Genomic DNA, 19,311 nt, shown 5'->3' with positions numbered 1-19,311 from the left:
GAGCCGCCAGTACTTACCCCGTCCACGTGCCATCCGTTCACACGGATGTCGCTGAGCGACCGCACCACCCGGAACGAACCGGGAGCCGTCGATCGGGCCGCACGGGAGGTCGAACGGTACGCGATGCGGGTCGACGGGCCGGCCGACGCGGACGCGCTCCTCGATCGGTGCGCCGACGCGCGGTTCGTCCTCCTCGGAGAGGCGCCCCACGGGACCTCGGAGTCCTACCGGTGGCGCGCGCACCTGACCGCACGCCTCGTTCGGGACCACGGTTTCGACTTCGTCGCCGTCGAGGGCGACTGGACGAGCCGTTACGAGCCGAACCGCCTCGTGAAGGGCCTGCCGGGCGCGGACGGGACCGTCCGGGAGGTCCTCGACTCGTTCGATCGCTGGCCGACGTGGATGTGGGCCAACTGGGAGACCGCGCAGTTCCTGGAGTGGCTCGAACGGCACAACCGGGAGTCGTCCGAGCACGAACGGGGACCGTCCGACGCGGTCGGCGTCTACGGGCTCCACGTGTACGGCCTGTTCGAGTCGATGGGAGCGGTCGTCGATTACCTGTCGGACGAGGACCCGGAGGCGGCCGAGCACGCCCGGGAGGCGTACCGGTGTTTCGAACCATACGGCGGGGACGCGAAGGCGGTCGTCTGGGCGCTCAACACCCACGTCGGCGACGCTCGGGCGACCGACATGGAGGCGAGGGGTCGGCTCAACGTCGGGCAACTCGTCCGGGAGGACAACCCCCCGGAGGACGTCGAACTGGTCGGATTCGGTTCCCACGCCGGGAGCGCCGTCGCCGGCGACGAGTGGGGCGCGCCGACGGAGGAGATGACCGTTCCGGCGGCGGTCGAGGGGAGCCTCGAGGACGTCTTCCGTCGCGCGGGCGGGGCGGATCGGCTCCTCCTCACCGACGCCGTCGACGAGGACGACCGGCTCGCGGAACCCCGCGGCCACCGGGCCATCGGCGTCGTCTACCACCCGGACCGGGAGGTCGGGAACTACGTCCCGACGGACCTTCCCGACCGGTACGACGCGCTCGTGCATCTCGACCGGACGACGGCGCTTCACCCGGTCGAAGTCCACCCTGACCGCGACCGCGTCCCCGAACTGTTCCCGACGGGGCTGTAATCGCCGTCGACCGCCGACGGCAGTCGACCGTCGGCGACCACCTGCCGGGCTCGGCGACGGCACGGTCGGTCGCCCAGTTTCGAAGCCCCTATACCTGTGCTCGGTAGGCACTCTACAAGAGCAGATACGATGAGCATACCGGGCACACACGCGGCGGACGAGAGGGAGACGTTCCTGCGGATGGCCAGCGAGTTCCCCGTGCGAACCGGCATCTTCACCTTCGGCCTCCCGGCGTTCGCGCTACTCCAACTGGTGAACGGGCTCGTTCACGACGGCTCGCTTCCGTACATCGGCCTCTTCTCGGTGCTAGTGACGGCGTACTCGGTACTGATCACGAGGTACCACGTCGCCGCCTACCGGCGCGAGACGATGTCGCGCGACCTCGCGAGCGACTGGTGACGCGCCCCGAACGCCGTCGGTAGAACGTTTCTCGGGGGTCGATTGCGCGAAAAAAAAAAAACGGAAAGGCGGACGGGCCGACCGCCCGGCCGTTCATCACCTCACGCGGTTCTGGCCGTCGCACGGCGCCGGGAGCGGCCCTTGTAGGCGCTGTAGGCGCCGAGAACGAGCGCCGACAGGCCGACGAGGACGTCGTTCCAGAAGGCGAACCCGCTCGCCGTGTCGCCGGCCCCGAAGACGAACGGGGACGCGACGAGCCACAGGCCGATCAGCGCTGCGAGCGCGGCGGCGCCGATGTTCCCCAGGCGCTCGTCCGCGCGGCGGTAGTAGTTGTACCCGCCGACCGCGAGCAGGAGCGCGCCCACGATGACGTCGTTCCAGAACTGTCCCGGCGTGAGTTCGAACAGGACGGCCTGGAGGATCATCCAGAGCCCGAGGAGGCCGATGATCGCCGAGATCCACTTGCCGCGCCCGCCGGGGTTCGCGTCGTACCCGCCGGTCGTGTCGGGGTCGCCCCCCATACCGGGGTCGTCGGCCGTGGCGGCGTCGTCCGCCACGTCGGGGTCGTCGGTCGTCGTCGAGCCGGCGGCGGGGTCCCGGTCGCCGGTCCGGCCAGCGCTCCCGGACGTGCTGGAACCGCCAGTCCGGTCGGGGTCATCGGTCACGTCCCGTTCGTGGGTCGTGTTCCGGCTGCCGGCGACGTCGCCCTCGCCGGCCCTGTCCCGACCCTCGGCCGGGTCGCGCTCGCCGGTCACGTTCGGATCGCGCGACGGGGAGCGGTCGTCGTCCACCCCCCGGCCGGAGCCGTCCACGGTTCTATCGCGTTCGTCGTTCCTGTCGCGTTCGCTCATGGTGCCTCCGGAGCAAGTTCGACCGTCGACGGCATGGGTACCCTGCCTTCCTTTGCAGGTAACGGAAACGTTGGCCGATCGTCCGCGCGTGCGTACCAGTTCGATACGCCCGTCCCACACGCCGGTTTCGTGTATCCCTCGCCGCCGGGTACCCCCGATCGCCGGCACGACTCCCCCGGGGAGCAGGGTTCCTCGGGCGGCACGATTCTCGGGCGGCACGATTCCCGGGAAACTTCTTTTACCCGTGCGTGAGTGGAAGCAGTCGATGGCCGACGAATCCGTCGACGCGACGCGGTTGACCTGTCTCGGCTGTGGGTTCGCGGCCCCGGTAGGCGAGGCGTGGGACCGGGTCGCTCACCCGCCGCTGGGGACGCTCACGCGGTGCCCGGAGTGCGGGAGCACCAACGTCCACAGCCACGAGTAGCCGCGGCGACGTTCCACCGACCCGGGGCGGGGCTCGCCGACGGCGCGCGGAACGGGTCCCCGACTCACTCGTAGTAGTCCTTCCGCTCGACGACCTCGCCGAACCCGACCGTCCCCCCGACGTCCGTGATCTCGATGGTGACGCGTTCGCTCACCTCGGTGTCGGGGACGATGACGACGAACCCCCGGTCGACGCGGGCGATCCCGTCGCCCTGCTCGCCGATGTCCTCGATCTCGACGGTGCGCCGTTCGCCCACCTCGACGGGCTGGTCTGGCGCGCCCCCCGACCGACCTGCCCCCCGACCGGAGTCGCGTCCGGCCGACCACTCCGCCGTTCGGCCGGAGTTCGATCCGTCGCCCCCGGCCGACGTCCGCCCGGGTTCCCCTCCGGCAGCGTCCCCTCCGCTTCCGGCCCCGGACGCGTCGCGTGCGGCGAGCAACGGGACGCGGTACACCTCCCCGACCTCCACGTCCCCGATCTCCACCTCCCGTTTCGGCACCTCGACGACGAACGAGTCGCGGCGTTCCTCCACTCTGGCGGCGAACAAGCAGCGTATCTCCTCGGAAACATCCATCAGTAGGTCCCTGTTCGGGTGGAATCGGGCCAAAATCGACTTGAGTGTACCGGTCGCTCCCGTCGCGACGGGTCCGCGACCTCGTGGCCGTGGAGGGTCTCCGTGACGGGCCGGCGGTCGGTGGGGGGCGGGGAGTCGGTCACGGGAAACGGGCGTCGTCGTCGGCGCATAAATCGTCGCCCACCGGCAGCGCTCGGGGGATTCCGTGCGCGGCAGGCGTCCCGCTCCCCGTTCGCGTTCCTGCCGCCCCCGTCGCGTCCCCGCCGGCTACCCGCCGCCCTCCGGCCGGCCGATCACTCTCCGACGAGGACGCTCCGGGCCGCGCGGACGAGGTCCGCGGGCGGGGCGTCCCGGAGCCCCTCGGCGGCGAGGAGCAGGCGCTGGCGGGGACGCCCGACGTCCGTGCTGACCTTCTCGGTCGCGAGCAGGCCGGCCGACTCCAGCCGACGCTTTCGCGCGGACATCGTCGCCCGACTGGCGAGCCCGAGCTCCTCGGCCCACGCGGAGAGCTCGTACAGCTGAGCGCCGTTCCGCCCGCCCATCAGCAGCACCGTGTCGAGCTCGTCAAGCGTCGAGTCGGAGCTCCTGACGGTCACCTCGGCCTCGAGGACGGCCGCCACGTCGGAACCGACGCCGTCGCCGACGGCCGACTCGAGCGACGACAGCAGGCGATCGTACCCCGGCGCGGTCACCTCGTAGGGCGCTGCCCGCTCGAACGACCGCTCGAGCGCCTCCCGAACGGTCGTCACGGACTCCGCGGCGTCGGTCCGCACCGCCACCGCGTCGCCGCCGGGAAGCGGGGAGACGGTCGTGACCGAGTCGTCGCCCTCCCCGAACCCCACGACCATCGCCGGGAGGTAGTCCTCGTCGCTCGCCCGGAGCACGAGCGAGCCGTCACGGACGAGGTCCGCGGCGTTGGAGGCGACGAGGAAGTCGTCGGTCGCCTCCTCGAGGGCCGGTTCGGTCCCGAGCAGCCGAACGCGTCCGGGAGCGTCCCCCCCGGCGTCCGCCACTGCGAGAACGGCCTCGCGGAGGACGTCCTGGTGTCCGGAGACGACGAGGGTCCCGTCCCCCGACCGCCCGACGGCGGCGTGAAGCAGTTCGTCGAGGGGCCCGGCGGCCGTCTCGAGGGTCATTTCCAACCTCTCGGGGGGCCGACCACAAATACCCTCCCACTTCCGACGGACCACCCGCCCTCGGGAACCCCGTTCGCCGGCGCAACCGCCGCGACGGTCGCACCATTCAAGGGTCCCCCCGACCACCCGCCGGTGATGGATGCGATGGGAATCGGCCGGACGCCGGACGGGCTCGAGCTCGTCGACAACGTCCGGTCCGAGTCGGTGCTCGTCGGCCTCCCGTCGGACGCGACGGTGGCCCCCGGCACCCCCGACGTGGGCACGCTCCCCGTCGAACGGGCGGTCCGGGTGCACACCGACCGCGTCAGCCTCCCCGGCGAGGTGCTGATCTGCGTCCGCGAGGCCGACTACTCGTTCGTGGACCGGTTCGATTTCGACGTGGACGCGACGCTCCCGCGCGACGCGTACGTGATCGAGGTCGACGCCGACCTGAAGGTGTACCTCACGGCGACCGCCTCCCTGGATCTCGTCACCGTCGACGGGCGGACCGAGGTCACGTTCGACGGGTCGACGGCGCTCACGGTCGGGGGCCGCGCCCGCCGACGGGAGCCCCACGAGACGCTCCGCACCACGACCGACGGGCCGGACCTCCTCCGGGCGATCGAGTGGCTCGGCGCCCCGTTCGTCACCGGGTCGCCCGAACGCGCGTGGCCGACGCTTCGGGGCCACCCGCCGTCGGTCGAACTCGGCGACTCGTTCCGGCCGCCCGACGGGCTCTCGCTTCCGGACACCGGCCTCCGGTTGACGCTCCCGCCGACGCCGGAGTACGCGTTCCCGGCGGCGCCGCTGGCAGCCTACCTCGGCGCACGCACGGTCCCCGGGGAGTCGCCCCTGCTTTCGGTCGTCGACGAGTCGGATCCGCTCGTCGAGTTCCCGACGGGGGCCGGCTACGCGGACGCGGTGACGGACCTCCTCGCCCGGACGTTCCTGCTCGACTGCGTCGTCAGGACGGAGGGGATCTATCCAATCGAGCTATCGCTCCGCCGACGGTTCGAGGGGGCCGCGCCCGACGCGCTGGACCCCGCGGACCTGTACGAGCGACCGCTCGCCGAGCGGGTGCGGGCGTACGTCGACGTCCCGGACGAGGCGGTCGAGGCCGTCACCCCGCCGTGGCCCACCTGCGCGCACGTCGAACCCGACCCCGAACACGTCACCGCGCTCCCCGCGTTCGTCGACGAACTCGCCGCCGTCCGCGTCGGGTCGCCCGAACGCGTCGGCGGCGAGGCGGCCCGGCCGGTCGCGCTGAACGCGTTCCTCGAGGACGGGCAGGCGACGACTCCGGGGTCCCCGGCGGCCCCCGCGGCGGGGGAGTCGACCCGCTCGGCGGCCGAGGTGTTCGCCGAGGAGGAGACGTTCGCGCTCGTCCCGCCGGCGGACGCCGGGAACGTCGTCTACGTCGGCGACGGGATCCCGATCGGCGCGGACACGTTCCTGCGCGAGGGGGCGGTCCACCGGCACGCGCGTCGGCCGCGCGCCGGCCCGCTCTCGGTGCTGCTGGTCGCGAACGACCCGGCGATGGCGCCCGAGGTCGAGCAGGTGGAGGCCGTGTACGGCCGGGACTCGTCGGCCGACCTCGCAGTGTGGACCGCGACGGACCTGACGCGGACGGAACTGGCGGACCGCCTCGCCGAGACGGTGGACCTGCTGCACTTCGTCGGTCACGCGACCCCCGAGGGCCTGGAGTGTGCCGACGGGACCCTCGACGTGGCCTCGCTCGAGGAGCACGGCGTGGGCGCGTTCGTCCTCAACGCCTGCCAGTCGTACCGGCAGGGCGTCCGACTCGTCGAGGACGGCGCGGTCGCGGGAGCGGTCGCGCTGAGCGACGTGGAGAACGGGGACGCCGTCGACGTGGGCCTGCTGCTTGCCCGGCTGCTGAACGACGGGTTCCCGTTCGGCGCCGCGATGCGGCTGGCTCGCAGTCTCTCGGTGGTCGGCGGGCAGTACACGGTCGTCGGGGACGGGCGCTTCACGCTGACACAGCGGGATGGCGGCGTCCCCATCGTGGTGGACGTTCGAAGGGCCGGCGACGACGAGTACGGCGTCCGAATCCGCCCGTTTCGGTCGCCCGAGTACGGGATCGGGAGCATTACCACGCTTGATTTGGCGGGCGTTCCAGAGTGCTTCGTGAACGTCGGCGAAACCCCGGAGTTCGCTCTCGACGCCGACGCCCTGGAGTCGTTCCTCGACCTGCAACCGGTCCTCGTCGAGTACGAGGGCGAACTCCGCTGGAACACCGAACTCTCGCTCCCGCATCGCTGACCGACGGGACCGGCCGGCCCTCGGTTCAGTCCCCCTCCCCGGCGACCGCCGCCTCCACCGCGTCCCGAACGGCGCCACTGCTCACCAGCCGCTCGCCGGCGCGCAGGTCGGCGTCCAGCGGCCGGTCCTCGACCAGTTTCGGGACGACCTCGCGGACGGCGTCGTACGCCGCGGCGGTGCCGTCGCCGAGCGACAGGTCGGGGTCGAGGAACTCCGCGGCCTGCGCGCCGCAGACGAGTTCGACGCCGACGACCGTGGCGACGTTCCCGAGCACGGTCCGGGCGGTGAGCGCCGCCCCGCCGCTCATGCTGACGTGGTCCTCCTGGTTGCCGCTGACGGGCGTCGAGTCCGTCGCGTGTCGGCCGGCCGCCCGGCAGTCGTTGAGGAGCGCGGCCGCGGTGTACTGGGCGATCATGTAGCCCGACCGCAGGCCGCTCCGCTCGGTGAGGAACGGCGGCAGGTGCTCCTCCTGGATCTCGGGGTTGAGCATCCGGTCGACCCGGCGCTCGCAGATCGCCGCCAGGTCCGTCAGCGCGCCGGCGACGTAGTCCAGCCGGTGGGCCAGCGGCGCGCCGTGGAAGTTGCCGGCCGAGAGCACCGCGGCGTCCTCGCCCCCGCTCGCCCGGCCGGCCACCGCGTCGGACGGGAAGACGAGCGGGTTGTCGGTCGCGCCGTTCAGTTCGACCTCGACGGCCTCCCGGAGGTGCCCGACGGCGTCCCGGACCGCGCCGTGGACCTGCGGGAGACACCGTATCGAGTAGGCGTCCTGCACCCGGTCGCAGTTCCGGTGGGACTCGATCACCTCCGACCCGGCCGCGTACCGACGGACGTTCGCGGCGCTCTCCGCCTGGCCCGCGTGCGGGCGGACGTCGGTCACCGCCGGGTCGCAGTTCGCCGTCGTCGACATCGTCACCTCGGTCGTCAGCGTGCCGGCCGCGTCGGCCGCGTCGAGCACCCGCTCGGCGTCGACGACGAGCAGGGCGGCGACCGCGAGGGTGAGCTGCGTCCCGTTGATGAGCGCGAGCCCCTCCTTCGGGGCGAGCCTGAGGGGGTCGAGGTCAGCGGCCGCGAGCGCCTCGTCGCCCGGCACCGCCTCGTCCGCCCCGCCGCTCGGGCCGTCGTCCACCCCCGCGTTCGTTCCGGCGACGCCCGCCGTCTCCCGGTCGCCCGCGCCCGCCGCGTCGACGCCCCACGATCCGCCGTCCGGCCGCCCGTCCACCGTCGCCCGCCCCTCGCCGAGCAGGACGACCGCGACGTGTGCGAGCGGCGCCAGGTCGCCGCTGGCCCCGAGGCTGCCCCGCGAGGGGACGACCGGGTGGACCCCTTCGTTGAGCATCGCGACGAGGTGGTCGACGACGACCTCGCGGACGCCCGAGTAGCCCTTGACTAACGCGTTGACGCGGGTGAGCATCATCCCGCGGACCTCCTCGGTCGCCAGCAGTCGCCCGGCGCCGGTGGCGTGGCTCCGGACGAGGTTCGTCTGGAGCTCCGTCACGTCCTCCGGGTCGATGCGAGCGTCCACGAGGTGGCCGAAGCCGGTGTTGAGCCCGTACACCGCCTCGCCGGACTCGGCGGCGGCGACGACGCGGTCGCGGGACGCCCGGACCGCCTCGCGCGCCGACTCGGCGATCCGGACGGTCGCGCCGTCCCGCGCGACGGCGGCGACCTCCTCCGGGGTCAGCGACTCGCCGTCGAGGACGACCTCCGCGGGCCGCCCGTCGGCGGTCTCACTCATGGACGGCCCCCCCGTCCCCGACGACGGGGTTCCCGCCCGCCAGGACGACGTCGGCGGTGTTCACGTCCAGGGTGTACGGGACCTCGACGTGCTCGCGCACGTCGTGGACGACCGCGTCCGCGGGCGCGCCCGATCGGAGCGTCCCCGTCCCGTCGGTCCGATCGAGCGCCGCGGCGGCCGCGTGGGTTGCCCCGCGGAGCACCTCGCCCGGCGTCGCGCGCATCCCGACGCAGGCGAGCGTGGCGACGAAGCCCATGCTCCGGGCGAAGCAGTTCGGGTTGAAGTCGGTTGCGACCGCGACCGGCGTCCCCGCGTCCAGGAACCGGCGCGCGTCGGCGTACGCCTCCCCGAGCGCGAACGCCGTTCCGGGCAGGAGCACGGGCGTCACGCCGGCGTCGACGAGGCGGTCGGCACCCTCGTCGTCGGTCCGCAGGAGGTGGTCGGCGCTGGCGGCGCCGACGTCCGCGGCGACCCCGGTGGCGCCGACGTCCGCGAACTCGTCGGCGTGGATCTTCGGCGTCAGTCCGGCCTCCGCCCCGGCGCGGAGGATACGTCGCGACTGGTCGGCCGAGAACACGCCGCGCTCGCAGAACACGTCGCAGAACTCGGCGATGCCCTGGTCCGCGACGGCCGGAAGTTGTTCGTCGACGACCTCCCGGACGTACTCCTCGGCGTCGTCGTCCTCGGGCACCGCGTGCGCGCCCATGAACGTCGGAACCACCGAGACCGGGTGCCGCTCGTCGGCCGCGTCGACGGCGCCGAGCAGTTTCAACTCGGACTCGGTCGAGAGCCCGTAGCCGCTCTTCACCTCGACGGTGGTGGTCCCGTGCGCGAGCATGACGTCGAGGTGGTCAAGCAGGTTCGCGGTCAGCGTCGCCTCGTCGGCCTCCCGCACGGCCCGGACGGTCCGGAGGATGCCGCCGCCCTCCGCGAGAATGTCCTCGTAGGACTTCCCGCGGAGTTTGGCAGCGAACTCGTCGGTCCGGTCGCCCGCGAAGACGGCGTGGGTGTGGGGGTCGACGAACCCGGGCGCGACGAGGCGTCCGTCGGCGTCGACCGCGACGTCGGCGTTCTCGGCCGGGTACTCGCGCAGCACCTCGTCCGCGGCGCCGACCGTGACGACCCGGCCCTCCTCGGCGGCGAACGCGCCGTCCGGGATCGTCTCGACGCCGACCCCGCCGTCGGGCCCGACGACGAGTTCCGACGCGCCGTGGACGACCGTGAGCCCCGGCGGGCCGTCGTCCACGGGTCGCGGCCCGTCGCCGGCGGACGCGCCGGCGGCCGACCCCCGCTCGCCTGAACCTCGTTCCTCACGCACGCGCGGTCACCCCCGCGAGCGCGTGGGCGACCGCACGCGAGGCGGCCGCCACCGTCCGCCCGCCGCGGTCCAGCGGCGGCGCACACTCCACGACCTCGAACCCGACGACGCGTTCGTCCCGCAGTACGCTCCGAACCAGTTCATACAGTTCGGACGTCCGAACTCCCCCGGGCGTCGGCGCGCTCACGCCCGGCGCGGCGGCGACGTCGAGCACGTCCACGTCGAGGCTGACGTACACGCGGTCGACGTCGCCGAGCGCCTCGACGGCGGCCGCGGCGATTCCGGAGGGGTCCGCCCGCACGTCCGCCGGGGTGAACGCGGTCCCGCCGCGCTCGGCGAGGAAGTCGGCGTAGGCGGTCGAGGTCTCGAAGTGGCGGGCGCCGACGACCGAGAGCGCGTCCAGGCCGGCCTCGAACAGCCGTCGGTACGGGGTGCCGCTGGTCGGCCCGTCGGTCGGCTCCCGGCAGTCGAGGTGGGCGTCGAGGCTGACGACGCCGACGCGCCCGTCGCCCCCTCCCCGTCCTCCCCCTCTCCCCCCTGGACCCCCCTCTCCCCCACCATCCCCTCCCCCATCCGCGCCGCTAGCGCCGCCCCCGCGGCGGTGGCCTCGCCCCTCGCCGCCGCCGGCTCCGCCCAGCAGCGGCCGGACGTTCGCCACCGTGAGCGAGTTGTCGCCGCCGAGGAACACCGGGAACGCGTCGGCCTCGTGGACCCGCTGAGTCGTCTCCGCGACCGCGTCCTGGACCGCCGCGACGTCCTCCTCGTCGTCGGGAAGCGGCACGTCGCCGAGGTCGCCGACGCCCGCGACGGGACCCGTCTCGTAGTGGTGGGCCTTCACGCCGGCGAGCGAGTCGCGGACGGCGGCGGGCGCCTCGGCGGCCCCGGGCCGGCCGATGACGGCGCCGTCGTACGGCTCGCCGACGAGGACCGCGTCGTACTCGCCGGCGTCGTCGAGCGTCGTCGGCTCCACGACGTCGCCGAACTGGACGTCGTTCGGGTCGTCCGACGGGCCGAGCCAGTCGGGGGGTGCGCGGAGGCTCATCGCCCCCCTCGCATCGGGATCGTGACGTCCGATTCCTCGGCCTCGTCGACGGCGTCCTCGTAGCCCGCGTCGGCGTGGCGGACGACGCCCATCCCGGGGTCGGTGGTGAACACCCGGCGGGCCTTCTCGGCCGCGAGATCCGTGCCGTCGAGGACGACGTGGTTGTTCGCGTGGAGCGCGTTGCCGATGCCGACGCCGCCGCCGTCGTGGACCGACACGATGTCCGCGCCGGCCGCGCAGTTCAGCAGGGCGTTGAGGATCGGCCAGTCCGCGACCGCGTCGGTGCCGTCCTTCATCGACTCGGTCTCGCGGTTCGGGCTGGCGACCGACCCGGCGTCGAGGTGGTCGCGGGTGACGACGACCGGCGCCCGGATCTCCCCCTCGCCGACGAGGTCGTTGATGCGGAGCGCGAACTCGGCGCGCTCCGTGAGCCCGTCCTCGTTGCTCTGGTAGCCGAGCCAGCAGACCCGTGAGGGAAGCCCCTGGAACGACACCCGCTCCTGGGCGAGGTCGATCCAGCGGTGGAGCGCCTCCTCGTCCGGGAACAGTTCCTTCACCGCCTCGTCCGTGCGGTGGATGTCGGCCGGGTCGCCCGAGAGGGCGGCCCACCGGAACGGGCCGCGGCCGCGGCAGAACATGGGGCGGATGTACGCCGGGACGAAGCCGGGGTAGTCGAACGCGTCCTCGCGGCCGCGGTGCTCGCGCACCTGCCCGCGGAGGTTGTTTCCGTACTCGAACGCGACAGCGCCGTCCGCCTGCATCGCCAGGATGGCGTCGACGTGCCGCTCCATCGTGTCGAGGCTCTCCGCGACGTACCGCTCGGGGTCGGACTCCCGGAGATCGTCCGCCTCCGCGACCGAGTAGCCGGCCGGGTAGTACCCCTCCAGTTCGTCGTGGGCGCTCGTCTGGTCGGTGACGACGTCGGGGACGAACCCCTCCGCTCGCATCGTCTCCAGCACGTCCACGACGTTTGCCTCGACGCCGACGCTGTACGGTTCGCCCGCCTCGGCGGCCTCCGCGGCGCGGGCCATCGCCTCGTCGAGGTCGTCGGCGCGCTCCATCAGGTAGTCGGTCCCGATTCGGCGGTCGATTCGGTCGCCCTTCACCTCCGCGACGACGCAGACGCCGCCGTTCATCGTGACCGCGAGCGGCTGGGCGCCACTCATCCCGCCGAGGCCGCCGGTGACGACGGTCCGACCCGCGAGGCTCCCGTCGAACTCCCGCCGGGCGAGTTCCGCGAGCGTCTCGTAGGTGCCCTGGATGATGCCCTGCGTGCCGATGTACGCCCACGAGCCGGCGGTCATCTGGCCGTACATGATCTTCCCCTCGGCCTCGAGTTCGTGGAAGTGCTCCCAGTCGTCCCACTTGCCCACCAGGTTCGAGTTCGCGATGAGCACCCGCGGGGCCATCTCGTGGGTCTCGAACCGACCGACCGGCTTTCCGGACTGGACCAGGAGGGTCTCGTCGTCCGCGAGGTCCCGTAGCTGGTCGAGGATTGCGTCGTAGGCGTCCCACGAGCGGGCCGCCCGGCCGGTGCCGCCGTAGACGACGAGGTTCTCCGGGTCCTCGCCGACCTCCGGGTCGAGGTTGTTGTTCAGCATGCGGAGCGCGGCTTCCTGTCGCCACCCCCCGCACTCGATGTCGGTGCCGGTGGGCGCGCCCCGGTACTCGCGCCACTGCTCGCTCGGCTCGCCGATGCGCTGCGCGGCGTCGCCGCGCTCCTGCTGGCCTGCCATCTCGTGCTAGTTGCCCCCGCGGCCCAATACGAGCCCGCCCTCCGTACGGAGCATCATTTATAAATTAGCGCCCCCCGGTTGCCTCCATGTACGAGGCCACCCTGCGGATCACCGGCCACTCCGCGTATGCGGACGCGACCGCGGGAACGTCCGCAACCATCGAACTCTGGTGTAACCGCCACTGCGACCTGCTCCACGTGACCGAGGAGGCGGCGGCGGAGGTGGAAGCCCGGGTCGAGGGGACGGTGGGCGTTCGGGAGCGGCTCAGGAGCCGCGGGGAGACCGTGCTCGTCACCGAGGACTGTCTCCGGGACCACGAGGGGGACCTCATCGAGTCGGTGCTCGACCGACACGGCTGTCTCCTCCTGTACCCGCTGGAGTACCAGGGCGGCGACAAGGTCTGTCGCGTGCTCTCGCTCTCGGCCGGGGCGCTCACCGACTGCTTCCACGACCTGGTCGAGGCGGGCGCGCCCGTCACCGTCGAGGCGAAACGCGAGATCGACGCCGTCCGACCGCGGAGCCCGCTCCTCGACCCCCACGGCGTCGTCCCGGACCTGACCGATCGGCAGTCCGCCGTCCTCCGGTATGCCCACGAGAACGGCTACTACGAGATCCCGCGGGGCGTGACGACCGCGGAGATCGCCGACGCGGTCGGCGTGGAGCGCCGCACCGCCGAGGAGCACCTCCGCCGCGCCGAGAACAAGCTGGTCGACTCGCTCGTCGACGTGGTCGCCTAGAGCAGCCCCATCGCCGCGACCGGTGGGTGATGGCCGCGACGAGCGGGACGAGGATGATCGTCCGCATGACGAACAGCGCGACGAGGTCCCGGAACCGGACGGGCACGTCCGAGAACATGTCCATCGTCACCGGCCCGACGCTGGAGAAGAAGATGAGCTGTGAGACGGCGAGCACGGCGACGAAGAACCGCGCCATCGGTTCCGCCTCCGCGACGAGCAGGACGGGGACGTACATCTCGGTGATGCCGACGATGGTCGCCGGGGCGACGACCGCGGGGTTCGGAATCCCGAGGGCGGCGATGAGGGGGACCAGCGGCGCGCCGGGGACGTCGAACGTCGGCGTGTTGGCCGACAGCAGGGTCGCGGCCAGCCCGACCGCAAGGATGGTGCCGAGGATGAGGGCGGTGAGCTTCAGCCCGTCGAGGAACCCCCGCTTCGCTGCTCCGAGGAGCGTCTCGCCCTCGGCCGCCTTCCCGACCGCCTCGCTGGCCGCGAAGCGGAGGTACTCGGCGATCGAGCCGGTGAACGGGACCTCCGGGTCCGGTTCGGCGATGTACCCCTCGGGGGTCGTGCTGATCGGCGGCGGCCGGACGAGGATGGCGGCCGTGACGACGACGCAGACGAAGTACGCGCCGAAGATGACGGGGAAGAGCGCCAGCATCTCCACCGTGGCCGCGACGACGTCGACGAAGCCGATGCTCACCGTCGAGAAGCAGGTCGCGATGGTGAGCACGTCGCGCTTGTCGTACCCGCCGCGCTCGAAGACCGTCGAATCCCCGCGAAGGACCGAACGACGGTTCGAACGCTGGCCCGCGATCAGCAATCGTCCGTATTGCGAAATAGGGTTCATCACGACCCGTTCCGCGCGGATCGGCGGGGCCGCCTACGCGTCCTCCAGCAGGTCCGGGACGTCCTCGGCGTCCGCCGCCGCCAGCGTGTCCAGACCGTGGCGGACGACGAGCGGGAAGAAGTGGCGGTTCTTCTCGAACTCCTCGTCGTACTCGAACTCGTACTCCGCCTTCAGGAGGTTGTACGTCCGCTCGAGTTCCTTCTTCTGCTGGCGCGGGAGGTACATGTACGTCCCGACCTGCTCCTCCTTGACCGATCCCTCCCCGTCGAGTTCGTCCGCCTCGTTCGGGCTATCCGGTTCGCCCGTTTCGGCAGGTTCGTCGGATTCTGACGGTTCGGACGGTTTTGACGTTTCGCCCTGTTCGGCTCCTTCGCCCGGTTCGTCCGTCTCGTCCCTCCCGGTCGCCCTGTTCTTCGCCTGCTGACGGCGGTTCCTCAGCCGACTCGCGCGGTCCTCGCCGCTCATGCCTCCACCTCCCGGGCCGCGAACTGCTCCTCGAGGTCGGCGGCGACGTCGAGGAACACCTCGCACATGTCACACTCGGGGTCGTACTCGAGCAGCGAGGAGCCGTTCTCGAGGGCCTTCTGGACGGCCGCCCGCTCGCGGACCTCCCAGACGGGGACCCCGTCGAACGCCTCGTTGATCCAGTCGACCATCTCCGTCGCCTGGTTCTTCCGCACGTCGATGCGGTTCACGACCACGCCCCGCTCGCTGATCGTGATGTCGTAGTCGAGCTCCAGCGCCTCGACGTGGTCGAACAGCAGCTCGAACGCGCGCTTGCTGGTGGATTCCGCGAGCGCCGGGATGAGCAGGTTCCGCGAGGCGTACAGCGCGTTGTCCATCAGGTTCCCGAGGTTCGGCGGGCAGTCGACGACGACGAAGTCGTAGTCGTCGTCGACGCGCTCCAAGAGCAGCGCGAGCTGTTCGCCGCTCCGCCGCGAGAGCGTCAGTTCCGGCTCCGCGGCCGTCATGTCGATGTTCGACGGGAGGACGTCCATCTCGGCGTGATCGTGAACGATGTCGTGGACCGAGTCTCGCCGCTCGGGGTCCGTGAGACAGTCGAACAGCGTCGGCGGTTCGGCGTCGTACGCCTCCATCATCCCGAGGTTCTCGGTCGCGTTCCCCTGCGGGTCGAGGTCGACGAACAGCACGTCGTTGCCCAGCTCGTTTAGCGCGCCGCTCACGTTGATCGCCGTCGTGGTCTTGCCCACGCCCCCCTTCTGGTTCGAGACGGCCACCGTCGGCGTCCGGGACGGATCGGTCATACAAACCGGTTTGTCCCGCCCATCCGGTTTAGCCCTTTGTGAGACGTCCGTCAGACGAACTGGGAAATCCGTACAAACGAGTTTTGACCATTTGTATGGTTCTCCCGGCCGACCCTGGTTTCACGGTTCGCACGGTACTCCTCGTCGAACTCGTTCGAGTCGAGGAGTCGGTTCGGCCGTCAGGGGAGGATTGGACGGGAAACACATCAAAACTTCACCGGCCGATCCACGCCGCGGACGGTGATCCTCCCGCAGTATGACGGTTTGTACGGTTCGGATGGTCGGTACGATCCCGGTCGTTCGCATGGGGTTTCCGGATCGCCGGGTTCGTGCGGCTCTGAACGGCGATTCGGATCACACGGTTCGGGTCACTCGTACAGTTTGGATTGTTTATACAGTTGTGTGGAATCGTATAGTTTGGATAATTTGGATAGTTTGTACAAACGAGATGGTTAGTGGGGTTCTCCTACTTCGGACGAGTCGCACCAGTTGGATCCGTTTGATCGTTCGGCGGGATCGGCTGGTTGTACTATACCAATAGGGAGATCCAGTTCGCCGGATTCGGTGGTATCGTCCGGACCAACCTGCCGAACCATCTCGGCGGGTTGGCCCGGACGGTGCGTCCGATCGGCGTCGCCAATCGTTATGCCGACTCGGGCGTGAGGATGTGGCATGTCACGAGGGGAGGGCCCGGAGTCGGCCGCCGACGCGAGCGCGGTCGTCGAGCGGGACGACGTCGCGTTCGGCCGCGAGGACGCGGCGCTGCTCCGGGCGATCGCTGCTCGGGGGTCGGTCAGTGGCGCCGCGCGCGAGCTCGGACGGTCGCGCGCCCGGGCGACGACGCGCCTTCAGGACCTCGAATCGGCCTTCGGGGAGCTGGTCGTTCGCCGCCGCGGCGGGAGCGACGGGGGCGGGAGCCTGCTCACGGACGCCGCGACCGCCCTCCTCGCCCGGTTCGACCGCCTCCGCGCGAACCTCGACGGCACCGCCGGCGTCGCCGAGAGCGTCCTTCCGGGACGACTCGTCGGGACGACGGGCGAACTCGGGACGGTCGAGACCGGCGCCGGCAGGCTTCGCGCGCTCGTGGTCAGGCCGGAAGGATACACCGAAGAGCGCTATACGAACGGCGGGGGGGTCGGGGTGGAGGTCAGCGTCCGCGCCAGCGCCGTCACGCTCCACGACCCGGACGACGCCCCGGCCGGCGCGGCGACGAGCGCCCGAAACCGGTTCGTCGGGCGGGTGGAGGCCATCGACGAGGGAGTCGCCGTCTCCCACGTCACCGTCCACGTGGGCGACTCGACCCCCCTCGTCGCGCTCGTCACGCGGGACAGCGTCGACCGCCTCGGGCTCGAACCCGGCCGGGAGGTCGTCGCGAGCTTCAAGGCGACGGCGACGCGGGCGGTGCCGGTCGACGGCGCCGTCGCGGACGACGACGATAACGAGGTAACGGGCGGTCGAGCGGTTGAGAGCGGAGGATAGCCCGACGCGAACACACCGGTTTTCGAGTGCTTTCGGCGGGGATCGTCGAGGGGGTTCCACCCTTCCGTGTCGACCGGCGAACCCGATCAGTCCCGCCACTCCAGCACGGTCGCCGCCCACGTGTAGCCGGTGCCGGCCGCGAGAAGCAGTACCACGTCGCCCGCTCGAACGAGGCCGCGGTCGAGCCCCTCCCGGAGCGCGAGCGCCTGGTCGGCGCTCTGGACGTGGCCGTAGCCGTCCAGGTAGCGGTGGCCGTCCTCGTCGAGGCCGAGTTCCGAGACGAGGTGGTCGTGGAACGAGCGCTTCATGTGGGTGAGCGCGACGAAGTCGACGTCCGACCGGTCGTAGCCGGACTTCCTCAGGCTCTCGTCGGCGACGCGGAGGAACGCCGGGGCGCTCACCTCCGCGAGTCGCTCCTTCATGTCCTCCGGGTCGGGGACGGTGAGCGAGTGGAGCCCCCCGCCGACCGTGTCCGCCGAAGCCGGCCGCACCGACCCGCCGGCGGGCATCACCACGTCCCTCGAGAAGCTCCCGTCGGTGTACGCCGCCGACCCGCGGACGAGCGCGCGGGTGCGGTCGGGCGCGGGGTCGGCCTCCAGCACCGTCGCCGCGGCCCCGGAGCCGAAGTTGAACGTGAAGCTCGCGTCCTCGTCGCCGTAGTCCACGAGGTCCTCCTCGCGGCTCGCCGTGACCAGCAGCGCGCGGTCGACGTCGCCGACCCGGAGCTGTGCGGTCGTCTGTCGGACGGCGACCGGCGCGCCGCCACAGAGCGCGTACGACTCGTGGGCGTAGGCGTCCTCGGCGCCGACCCGGTCGCAGACGTCGGCCGCGGCCGACCAGACGACGTGGTCCTTGTACTCGCTCCCGTGGTAGAGCACGAGATCGAGGTCGGCTGCGTCGGTTCCGGCGTCCTCGAGGGCTGCTTCCGCCGCCTTCACGCACATGTCGGTGACGTGGTCCCCGTCGGGGGGACAGACGTGCTTCTCGCGGACGCCCATCTTGTCCACGACGACGTCCTCCGGAACCCCGCTCTCGGCCGCGATCTCCGCGCCGGTGACGGTCCGTTCGGGGACGTACGTCCCGAGCCCCGTGAGGCCGACGTCGCGGAGCCGAATCCGGTCCCGCCCGCGTGCCGTCCGGCCTGGCCCGTTCACTTCAACCACCGCCGGACGTGGGCGGGTGCGACCGTCGCCACTCGGCCGCCGAGCCGATCGCGGACGGTCCCGAGCAGGCCGTTCGGCACGTAGAGGACGAACAGGACGAACAGCAGGCCGACGTACAGCGCTGCGTGGCCGTTGAGGAACGTGTCGATGGCCTCGCCGAAGGTGAGCCCGTTGTACAGTTCCGTCGCCATCGTCCCCTCCCCGAGGTTCGCGCGGAGGTACGGGAGCAGGCCGCCCCCGCCGCCCTCCTTCGAGAGGAACTCCCGGACGCCCTCGTCGAACAGCCGGCCGTACAGCGGCCCGGCGAGCGTGCCGAAGCCGCCGATGATGGAGGCCAGCAGCGCGTCGCCGGCGACGAGGAAGTAGAAGCCGTTCTCGGGGGTGACCGACCGGCGGAACCCCGCGAACAGCGCGCCCGCGACCCCGGCGAAGAAGCCCGAGATCACGAACGCGCCCAGCTTGTACGCGTAGGTGTCGTAGCCGACCGCGCGGGCGCGCTCCTCGTTCTCCCGGATGGCGATCATCACCTTGCCGAACGGCGAGTGGACGAGCCGCTGCATCGCGAGATAGCAGACGAGCACGACCGCGCCGACCGCGTAGAAGGACACCTCCGTCGGCCCGAGGTTCACGAAGCCGAACAGCCCCTCGACCGAGTCCCCGGTGAGCTGGCCGATGGACACGGTCAGGGAGTCGACGTACGGGACGCCGATCTCGAACCCCTCTAGCGACCCGGTGACGGCGACGCCGTCCCGGGGCGCCGAGCCGACGAAGTCCCAGTCGCGGACGAACACGTACAGCACCTGCGAGAAGCCGAGGGTGATCATCGCGAAGTACACCCCCGACAGGCGGAACGAGACGCTCCCGATGGCGAGCGCGAGGGCGGCGGCTGCGACCCCCGCGAGCACGAGCAGGAGCATGAACGGCGTCTCGGGGCCGAAGAGCGTCACGCCGGTCCCGGGGACGGTGAACGCGAGGACGCCGTTCGCCGCGAGCACGACGAGGTACGCTCCGGTGCCGTAGAACGCCGCGTGGCCGAACGAGAGGTAGCCCGTGTAGCCGCTGACGAAGTCGAACGACATCGCGAACAGCGCGAAGAACAGCACGACGACGAGCGTCTCCACCCGCGGGAGCAGCGCGACGAACTCCGCCGAGAGCGGGGAGTTCACGAGCACGCGGTATAGTCCGGGGTAGGCCGCGAACGCCAGCACCACCGCG

17 protein-coding genes and 1 pseudogene are annotated in these 19,311 nt (G+C 71.7%); 6 read left to right on the top strand and 12 right to left on the bottom strand.

Translation table 11 applies throughout. The features are described from left to right. The first annotated feature begins 45 nt into the window (after positions 1-45). Positions 46-1,128, top strand: a complete 1,083-nt coding sequence (locus tag HUG12_RS21190; RefSeq protein ID WP_179270879.1) for an erythromycin esterase family protein — start codon at positions 46-48, stop codon at positions 1,126-1,128. A 129-nt stretch (positions 1,129-1,257) separates the two neighbouring features. Continuing rightward, on the top strand, positions 1,258-1,527 hold the full coding sequence (locus HUG12_RS21185; protein WP_179270878.1) for a hypothetical protein: 270 nt from the start codon (positions 1,258-1,260) through the stop codon (positions 1,525-1,527). 101 nt (positions 1,528-1,628) lie between these two features. Here HUG12_RS21185 and HUG12_RS21815 read toward each other — a convergent pair whose 3' ends face one another. Next, complete coding sequence (locus HUG12_RS21815) at positions 1,629-2,378, bottom strand: SPW repeat protein (RefSeq protein WP_246308222.1); 750 nt, start codon at positions 2,376-2,378, stop codon at positions 1,629-1,631. A 265-nt stretch (positions 2,379-2,643) separates the two neighbouring features. Between HUG12_RS21815 and HUG12_RS21175 the strand changes: the two genes are divergently transcribed. Then, on the top strand, positions 2,644-2,802 hold the full coding sequence (locus HUG12_RS21175) for a hypothetical protein (RefSeq protein WP_179270877.1): 159 nt from the start codon (positions 2,644-2,646) through the stop codon (positions 2,800-2,802). A 64-nt stretch (positions 2,803-2,866) separates the two neighbouring features. Here HUG12_RS21175 and HUG12_RS21170 read toward each other — a convergent pair whose 3' ends face one another. Then, the gene (locus HUG12_RS21170; protein WP_179270876.1) at positions 2,867-3,376 is read right to left on the bottom strand and encodes a TRAM domain-containing protein; all 510 of its coding nucleotides are present in this window, start codon (positions 3,374-3,376) and stop codon (positions 2,867-2,869) included. Between the two features lie 293 nt (positions 3,377-3,669). Next, on the bottom strand, positions 3,670-4,512 hold the full coding sequence (locus HUG12_RS21165) for a transcriptional regulator TbsP domain-containing protein (RefSeq protein WP_179270875.1): 843 nt from the start codon (positions 4,510-4,512) through the stop codon (positions 3,670-3,672). A 135-nt stretch (positions 4,513-4,647) separates the two neighbouring features. On the opposite strand from HUG12_RS21165, the gene HUG12_RS21160 reads away from it, so the two are divergent. Next, entirely contained in the window at positions 4,648-6,771 is a 2,124-nt protein-coding gene (locus HUG12_RS21160) for a hypothetical protein (RefSeq protein WP_179270874.1), read from the top strand. Between the two features lie 25 nt (positions 6,772-6,796). Here the strand turns inward: HUG12_RS21160 and HUG12_RS21155 are convergent, their stop codons facing one another. From HUG12_RS21155 to hutU, 4 genes are all read right to left on the bottom strand, one after another. Then, a complete protein-coding gene (locus tag HUG12_RS21155) occupies positions 6,797-8,506 on the bottom strand; it encodes an HAL/PAL/TAL family ammonia-lyase (RefSeq protein WP_179270873.1) in 1,710 nt (569 codons plus the stop codon). Continuing rightward, positions 8,499-9,752, bottom strand: a complete 1,254-nt coding sequence (gene hutI, locus HUG12_RS21150; RefSeq protein ID WP_179270929.1) for an imidazolonepropionase — start codon at positions 9,750-9,752, stop codon at positions 8,499-8,501. Before hutI ends, HUG12_RS21155 begins: the two co-directional genes overlap by 8 nt. Before the next feature lie 64 nt (positions 9,753-9,816). Then, complete coding sequence (locus HUG12_RS21145) at positions 9,817-10,866, bottom strand: arginase family protein (RefSeq protein ID WP_179270872.1); 1,050 nt, start codon at positions 10,864-10,866, stop codon at positions 9,817-9,819. Then, on the bottom strand, positions 10,863-12,602 hold the full coding sequence (hutU, locus tag HUG12_RS21140) for a urocanate hydratase (RefSeq protein ID WP_179270871.1): 1,740 nt from the start codon (positions 12,600-12,602) through the stop codon (positions 10,863-10,865). Before hutU ends, HUG12_RS21145 begins: the two co-directional genes overlap by 4 nt. An 86-nt stretch (positions 12,603-12,688) precedes the next feature. Here hutU and HUG12_RS21135 point away from each other — a divergent pair, with 86 nt between their 5' ends. Next, positions 12,689-13,339 (top strand): helix-turn-helix domain-containing protein, encoded by a 651-nt coding sequence (locus HUG12_RS21135; protein WP_179270870.1) that lies wholly within the window; start codon positions 12,689-12,691, stop codon positions 13,337-13,339. Here the strand turns inward: HUG12_RS21135 and HUG12_RS21810 are convergent. The 3 genes and pseudogenes from HUG12_RS21810 to HUG12_RS21125 all read right to left on the bottom strand — a co-directional run. Beyond that, a pseudogene (locus HUG12_RS21810) lies at positions 13,336-14,105 on the bottom strand (YjiH family protein); the annotation flags it as partial. The gene HUG12_RS21135 and the pseudogene HUG12_RS21810 overlap by 4 nt on opposite strands. Positions 14,106-14,222: 117 nt before the next feature. Further along, complete coding sequence (locus HUG12_RS21130; protein WP_179270869.1) at positions 14,223-14,654, bottom strand: hypothetical protein; 432 nt, start codon at positions 14,652-14,654, stop codon at positions 14,223-14,225. After that, entirely contained in the window at positions 14,651-15,454 is an 804-nt protein-coding gene (locus tag HUG12_RS21125) for a ParA family protein (RefSeq protein WP_179270868.1), read from the bottom strand. Before HUG12_RS21125 ends, HUG12_RS21130 begins: the two co-directional genes overlap by 4 nt. Positions 15,455-16,126: 672 nt before the next feature. On the opposite strand from HUG12_RS21125, the gene HUG12_RS21120 reads away from it, so the two are divergent. Next, positions 16,127-16,933 (top strand): TOBE domain-containing protein, encoded by an 807-nt coding sequence (locus HUG12_RS21120; protein ID WP_179270867.1) that lies wholly within the window; start codon positions 16,127-16,129, stop codon positions 16,931-16,933. An 86-nt stretch (positions 16,934-17,019) separates the two neighbouring features. Here the strand turns inward: HUG12_RS21120 and HUG12_RS21115 are convergent, their stop codons facing one another. Then, positions 17,020-18,087: a 3-oxoacyl-ACP synthase gene (locus HUG12_RS21115; RefSeq protein WP_246308221.1), complete on the bottom strand. Its 1,068-nt coding sequence runs from the start codon at positions 18,085-18,087 to the stop codon at positions 17,020-17,022. Next, on the bottom strand, positions 18,084-19,307 hold the full coding sequence (locus HUG12_RS21110; protein WP_179270927.1) for a branched-chain amino acid ABC transporter permease: 1,224 nt from the start codon (positions 19,305-19,307) through the stop codon (positions 18,084-18,086). The genes HUG12_RS21115 and HUG12_RS21110 overlap by 4 nt, the downstream gene beginning before the upstream one ends. Positions 19,308-19,311 lie beyond the last annotated feature (4 nt).

Source organism: Halorarum salinum, from assembly GCF_013402875.1.
Classification (GTDB): Archaea; Halobacteriota; Halobacteria; order Halobacteriales; family Haloferacaceae; genus Halorarum; species Halorarum salinum.
Note: the sequence above shows the minus strand (reverse complement) of the source record. Positions and strands in the feature narration are given on the sequence as shown.

What these genes read in the sequence shown, in the direction of transcription:
- HUG12_RS21190 (WP_179270879.1), top strand. Translation starts at nt 46, where the DNA reads ATGTCGCTGAGCGACCGCACCACCCGGAACGAACCGGGAGCCGTCGAT.
- HUG12_RS21185 (WP_179270878.1), top strand. Translation starts at nt 1,258, where the DNA reads ATGAGCATACCGGGCACACACGCGGCGGACGAGAGGGAGACGTTCCTG.
- HUG12_RS21815 (WP_246308222.1), bottom strand. Translation starts at nt 2,378, where the DNA reads ATGAGCGAACGCGACAGGAACGACGAACGCGATAGAACCGTGGACGGC.
- HUG12_RS21175 (WP_179270877.1), top strand. Translation starts at nt 2,644, where the DNA reads ATGGCCGACGAATCCGTCGACGCGACGCGGTTGACCTGTCTCGGCTGT.
- HUG12_RS21170 (WP_179270876.1), bottom strand. Translation starts at nt 3,376, where the DNA reads ATGGATGTTTCCGAGGAGATACGCTGCTTGTTCGCCGCCAGAGTGGAG.
- HUG12_RS21165 (WP_179270875.1), bottom strand. Translation starts at nt 4,512, where the DNA reads ATGACCCTCGAGACGGCCGCCGGGCCCCTCGACGAACTGCTTCACGCC.
- HUG12_RS21160 (WP_179270874.1), top strand. Translation starts at nt 4,648, where the DNA reads ATGGATGCGATGGGAATCGGCCGGACGCCGGACGGGCTCGAGCTCGTC.
- HUG12_RS21155 (WP_179270873.1), bottom strand. Translation starts at nt 8,506, where the DNA reads ATGAGTGAGACCGCCGACGGGCGGCCCGCGGAGGTCGTCCTCGACGGC.
- HUG12_RS21145 (WP_179270872.1), bottom strand. Translation starts at nt 10,866, where the DNA reads ATGAGCCTCCGCGCACCCCCCGACTGGCTCGGCCCGTCGGACGACCCG.
- hutU (WP_179270871.1), bottom strand. Translation starts at nt 12,602, where the DNA reads ATGGCAGGCCAGCAGGAGCGCGGCGACGCCGCGCAGCGCATCGGCGAG.
- HUG12_RS21135 (WP_179270870.1), top strand. Translation starts at nt 12,689, where the DNA reads ATGTACGAGGCCACCCTGCGGATCACCGGCCACTCCGCGTATGCGGAC.
- HUG12_RS21130 (WP_179270869.1), bottom strand. Translation starts at nt 14,654, where the DNA reads ATGAGCGGCGAGGACCGCGCGAGTCGGCTGAGGAACCGCCGTCAGCAG.
- HUG12_RS21125 (WP_179270868.1), bottom strand. Translation starts at nt 15,454, where the DNA reads ATGACCGATCCGTCCCGGACGCCGACGGTGGCCGTCTCGAACCAGAAG.
- HUG12_RS21120 (WP_179270867.1), top strand. Translation starts at nt 16,127, where the DNA reads ATGTCACGAGGGGAGGGCCCGGAGTCGGCCGCCGACGCGAGCGCGGTC.